General features: G+C 74.8%; 4 protein-coding genes, 2 pseudogenes and 1 riboswitch. Of the genes and pseudogenes, 1 reads left to right on the top strand and 5 read right to left on the bottom strand.

Features of this window, described 5'->3' with window-relative positions:
* From NCC78_RS27240 to NCC78_RS27220, 5 genes and pseudogenes are all read right to left on the bottom strand, one after another.
* Window positions 1–402, bottom strand: a 402-nt coding sequence (locus NCC78_RS27240) for an FAD-dependent oxidoreductase (protein ID WP_250798036.1), incomplete at its 3' end; no start/stop codon positions are given.
* Window positions 396–1,021, bottom strand: a pseudogene (gene thiE, locus NCC78_RS27235) (thiamine phosphate synthase). The pseudogene thiE and the gene NCC78_RS27240, both read right to left, overlap by 7 nt.
* Window positions 1,016–1,124, bottom strand: a riboswitch (TPP riboswitch). Its footprint overlaps the pseudogene before it by 6 nt.
* A 308-nt stretch (window positions 1,125–1,432) precedes the next feature.
* Entirely contained in the window at window positions 1,433–2,377 is a 945-nt protein-coding gene (locus tag NCC78_RS27230) for an aldo/keto reductase (protein ID WP_250798037.1), read from the bottom strand.
* 81 nt (window positions 2,378–2,458) lie between these two features.
* The gene (locus NCC78_RS27225) at window positions 2,459–4,135 is read right to left on the bottom strand and encodes an ABC-F family ATP-binding cassette domain-containing protein (RefSeq protein WP_250798035.1); all 1,677 of its coding nucleotides are present in this window, start codon (window positions 4,133–4,135) and stop codon (window positions 2,459–2,461) included.
* 41 nt (window positions 4,136–4,176) lie between these two features.
* On the bottom strand, window positions 4,177–4,782 hold the full coding sequence (locus tag NCC78_RS27220; protein WP_250798034.1) for a class I SAM-dependent methyltransferase: 606 nt from the start codon (window positions 4,780–4,782) through the stop codon (window positions 4,177–4,179).
* 136 nt (window positions 4,783–4,918) lie between these two features.
* On the opposite strand from NCC78_RS27220, the pseudogene NCC78_RS27215 reads away from it, so the two are divergent.
* Window positions 4,919–5,169: pseudogene (locus tag NCC78_RS27215) on the top strand (hypothetical protein); the annotation flags it as partial.

The raw sequence follows: 5,169 nt of genomic DNA, 5'->3' as shown, positions 1-5,169 counted from the left end.
CTCGCGGTCGCGCAGCTGCGAGGGGCGCAGCGGCGTCACCGGCAGTCCGAGCCCCTGCTGGTACGCCCAGAGCCGCCGCGCCTCGGCCAGGTCGTCGGCGGTCAGCCCGACCACCAGGGTGCCCTCGGTGCGGTAGCCGATGTCCGCGCCGGCGGCCTCGGTCAGCTCGGCGGCGAAGGCCGGCCAGCGGGCGGCGGAGGCGGTCAGCAGCCCGGTCAGCTCGTGCTCGCCGAAGTACGTCTCGGCGACCGGGGCGAGCATCCCGGCGGCGACGTGGGACGCCCCGGAGCCCGGCGCGGGGTCGTGCACGACGACGCGCAGTCCACCCGCGGCGCAGCGCCAGGCGATCGCCAACCCGACCGGTCCCGCCCCCACCACGGCGACGTCCGGTCGGTTCAGCACCCCAGGGCTCCCAGCAGCTCCGCCGTCGCCCGGGCCGGGTCGGCCGCCCCCGAGATCGCCCCCACCACCGCCACCCCGTACGCCCCCGCCGCCCGCAGCGCGGGCACCTCCGCGGCGGTCACCCCACCGATCGCGACCACCGGCACGTCGACCGCGTCCACCACCGCCCGTACGCCGGCCGGGCCGATCGGGGCGGGCAGGCCCTCCTTAGTGGCGGTCGGATGGCAGGGGCCGACACCCAGGTAGCTGGCGCCGGCGGCGACCGCCTCGGCGGCGGTGCCCGGGTCGCGGGCGGTGGCGCCGAGCACGGCGGTCGAGCCGAGCACCCGGCGGCCGCCCCGACCGGCAGGTCGTCGGCGCCGACGTGCCCGCCGTCGGCGCCCACCGCCAACGCCACGTGCAGCCGGTCGTTGACCAGGCAGGTCGCGTCGTACCGGGCGCAGAGCGCGATCACCCGGCGGGCCAGGTCGTACGCCTGGCGGTCGGTGGCGTCGTCGGTCACCCGGACCTGCACGACCAGCTCGGCGCGGGCCACCGGAAGGGCGGCCCGCAGCACGGCGAGCGGGTCCCGCCCGGGTCGGGTGTCGGTGATCAGATGCAGTCGCCCGAGGGACGGCACGGCAACACTCCTCCCTGCGCCGGCATTACCCGGATCAGGTTCGACGGTCGGGGGCTCACAGCCCCCCTCTCAGCCCGGTGCACCGGGCTCCCGTGGGTCACTTGCGGGTGTCACCGTACGACGGATCCTCGGATCCGCCAAGGGCGGGATGCGGATTTCCCATCGACCGTCCGAAGTCGACGGCAGGGGCAGCGGGTGACGGCGTCGTCACGCCATGCTGTCCGGATGCCCTCGCCGCCCCGCGTTCCACGCCAGCTGGCGTTCCTGCCGTGCGGGGCGGCGCGACCGTCGCCGAGGGGCTGCTCACCCGGGCACGGCGGGACGGCGCGAAGGCAGCGGGGAAGGGTGACGCAGCTCCGCGCGGCTCCGCGACCTCCGTGACCAACGGAGGCGCGGAGGCGCGGAGGTCGGTCAGAGGACGGCGCGCAGGGCGTCGAGGTCGGAGTCGGTGGGCTGCCAGGTGCCGGCGACGGCGTTCGCCGCGACCTGCCCGGGCGTGGTGGCGCCGGCGATCACCGAGGTCACCGCGGGCTGGGCGGCCAGCCCGCCGATGGCCACCTGGAGCATCGACAGCCCGCGCTCGGCGGCGTACGCCTCGATCGCCTCGATGGTGTCCCAGTCGGCGGCGGCGAGGCGCTCCGCGTAGCGGCCACCGCCGGAGAGCCGGCTGCCGGCCGGCGGGGCCTGATCGCGCTTGTACTTGCCGGTGAGCAGGCCGTTGGCGAGCGGGAAGAACGGCAGCATGCCGAGGCCGAACCGCTCGCAGGCGGGGATCACCTCGGTCTCGACGGAACGTTCCAGCAGGCTGTAGTGGTTCTGGGCGCTGATGAACCGGGCCCGGCCGTTGGACGAGGCGACCCAGTCGGCGTCGGCGATCTGCCAGCCGGCGAAGTTGGAGTTGCCGAGGTAGCGCACCTTGCCGACGCGGACCAGGTCGTCCAGGGCGGTGAGGGTCTCGTCGATCGGGGTGCCGGGGTCGGGCTCGTGCATCTGGTACAGGTCGATGTGGTCCGTGCCGAGCCGGCGCAGCGACGCCTCCACCGCCCGGGCGATGTAGCGCCGCGCGCCCCGGGCGCCGAAGTCGGGGCCGTTCATGCCGTGCATGTCCATGCCGAACTTGGTGGCCACCACCACGTCGTCGCGGCGGCCCTTGAGCGCCTGGCCCAGCAGTTCCTCGGAGGCGCCCTGCGGCTCACCGTAGATGTCGGCGGTGTCGAAGAAGTTGATCCCGGCGTCCAGCGCGGCGTCCACCACCGCGCGCGTGCCGTCGAGGTCGAGCTTGCGGCCGAAGTTGTTGCAGCCGATGCCGACCACGGACACCACGAGCCCGGAGTCGCCCAGCCGGCGATAGGTCATCTCAGTCACGCGATCAACCCTATGCCGGCCGACCGCCCCCCGGCCGGGGACCGCCGGGCACCGCCCACCCGGATGGGTGGCTCAGCGGACGTCCCAGACCGGCTCGGGGGTCTCCACCACCTCGCCGTCGCCGCGGAAGAGCACGAACCGGTCGAAGGAGCGGGTGAACCAGCGGTCGTGGGTGACCGCGACGACCGTGCCCTCGAACGCGGCGAGCCCCACCTCCAGCGCCTCCGCCGAGGCCAGGTCGAGGTTGTCGGTGGGCTCGTCGAGGAGCAGCAGGGTCGTCCCCGACAGCTCCAGCAGCAGGACGAGGAACCGGGCCTGCTGCCCGCCGGAGAGCGTGCCGAAACGCTGGTCGCCCTGGCCGGCCAGCTCGTAGCGGCTGAGCGCCGCCATCGCCGCGTGCCGGTCCATCCCGGCCCGGTGCTCGTCACCCCGCCAGAGGATGTCGACCAGCGTCTTCGCCATCAGCTCCGGCCGGTCGTGGGTCTGGGAGAAGTGGCCGGGGCGGACCCGCGCGCCGAGCCGGGCCACCCCCTCGTGCGCCACGGGCGCCAGCGCGGCGGCGTCGACCGCGCGGTTCGCCGGGTCGGGGTCGGTGCCGCCGCGGGCCAGCAGCCGCAGGAAGTGCGACTTGCCGGTGCCGTTGGCACCGAGCACCGCGACCCGGTCGCCGTACCAGATCTCCAGGTCGAAGGGGTAGGTCAGGCCGTCGAGCGCCAGCTGCTCGCAGATCACCGCGCGCTTGCCGGTCCGCCCGCCGGCCAGGCGCATCCGGATGTCCTGGTCCTTCGGGGGTACGGGCGGCGGCCCGGCCTCCTCGAACTTGCGCAGGCGGGTCTGCGCCGCCTGGTAGCGCGACGCCATCCCCGAGTTGTACGCGGCCTTCTGCTTGTACATCAGCATCAGCTCGCGCAGCTTCTCGTGTTCCTCGTCCCAGCGCTTGCGCAGCTCGTCGAGGCGGTCGTGCCGGGCCACCCGGGCGGAGTGCCAGCTGGCGAAGCCGCCGGGGTGCACCCAGGCGCTGCCGCCCTCGACGGCGACGACCCGGTCGGCGGTGTGCGCGAGCAGTTCCCGGTCGTGCGAGACGTAGAGCACCGACTTGGCGGACTCCCGCAGTCGACCCTCCAGCCAGCGCTTGCCGGGCACGTCGAGGAAGTTGTCCGGCTCGTCGAGCAGCAGCACCTCGTCGGGACCGCGCAGCAGCAGCTCCAGGGCGAAGCGTTTCTGCTGGCCGCCGGAGAGGGTCCGGACGGGACGGTCCCGGGCGCTGTCCCAGGGCAGGTCGAGCGCGATGGTGGAGACGGTGTCGAAGAGCACCTCGGCGTCGTACCCGCCGGCCTCACCCCAGGCGGCGAGCGCGTCCGCGTACGCCAGCTGGGCCTTGCCGGCGGCGGTGCTGTACTTGCCGCGGACCTCGGCCGCCCGCATCGCCGTCTCGGTCTCCACCAGCCGGCGGCCGGCGTCGCGCAGCGCCGGCGGGGCGAGCGAGAGCGCCAGGTCGGCCAGGGTGGACTCGTCGCCGATCATCCCGATGAACTGGCGCATCACGCCCAGCCCCCCGGTACGCGCGACGGCGCCGCTCTTCACGGGCAGGTCGCCGGCGACCATCCGCAGCAGCGTCGTCTTGCCGGCGCCGTTCGGCCCGACCAGCGCCACCTTCGCGCCCTCGCCGACCCGGAACGACACGTCGGTGAAGAGCTCCCGGCCGTCGGGCAGGATGTGCCCGACCGCTGCCACGTCCACGTATCCCACGCCGGCATCCTGCCCGAGGCGTCGCCGGTGGCGACAGCCAATTACCTGGTGACCCGCAGCACCCGGTAGCCCTTCTGGCTGGCGTGCCGCTCGACCTGCCAGCCCTGCTCGACCAGCCAGCCGTGCAGCGAGTCCCCGCCGAGGTGGCGGGCGACCACCAGCCAGGCGGCCCCGTCCGGGGCGAGCCGGGGCAACCAGCGCAGCAGCAGCTGGTGCAGCTCGTCCTTGCCGATCCGGATGGGCGGGTTCGACCAGATCTCGGCGAAGGTCACGTCGGCGGGCACGTCGTCGGGCGCCGACACCCGTACCCGGTCGGCCGCGCCGACCCGCGCCGCGTTCGCCGCGGTCAGCTCCCGGGCCCGCTCGTTGACGTCGACCGCCCAGACGGTCGCCGACGGCGCCGAGCTGGCGAGCACGCAGGTGATCGGGCCGAAGCCGCAGCCGAGGTCGAGCAGGGGACCGGTCGCGTCGGCGGACGGCAGCTCGGCCTTGCGCAGCAGCACCGCCGTGCCGGGGTCGAGCCGGGTCGCGGAGAAGACCCCGCCGGAGGAGGCCAGGGCGTAGTCGCGTCCGGCGACGGAGAACCCGACCTCGCGCGGATGGGCGGCGGTCGCGGGCTCAGCGGTGAAGTAGTGGTCGCCGGTCACGTCGGCAATTCTCGCACCGCCGTCCGGGCCGGCCGGCCCGGGCCCGGGCGGGCCGACCAGCACGCCGGCGCGCCACCAGCCTCACAATTTCCCATTATTACCCCCTAAAGGGACAACGGCTCTTACTCTGGGCGACATGGTGTATCGGTACGAGTCCGATGAGGACGCATACATGGAGTACCCGGAGCCCGGGTCCGACCGGTCGGTGCTCGGTGCCGGTCCGCCGCCCCCGCCCGGCCCCTCCCCGTCCCGCTTCCCCGCGCCGTCGCTGCCCCGGAACACCCGGACCGCGCTGCCCTCCGCCGAACCGGCGCCGGCCCGCGCCGCAGCCCAGGTGTCGCCGGCGTCGGTCCGCGCCGCGGCCCAGGTGTCGCCGGCGCCGTACGT

The organism is Micromonospora phytophila (assembly GCF_023656545.1).
Classification (GTDB): Bacteria; Actinomycetota; Actinomycetes; order Mycobacteriales; family Micromonosporaceae; genus Micromonospora; species Micromonospora phytophila.
Note: the sequence above shows the minus strand (reverse complement) of the source record. Positions and strands in the feature narration are given on the sequence as shown.

What these genes read in the sequence shown, in the direction of transcription:
- NCC78_RS27230 (WP_250798037.1), bottom strand. Translation starts at nt 2,377, where the DNA reads ATGACCTATCGCCGGCTGGGCGACTCCGGGCTCGTGGTGTCCGTGGTC.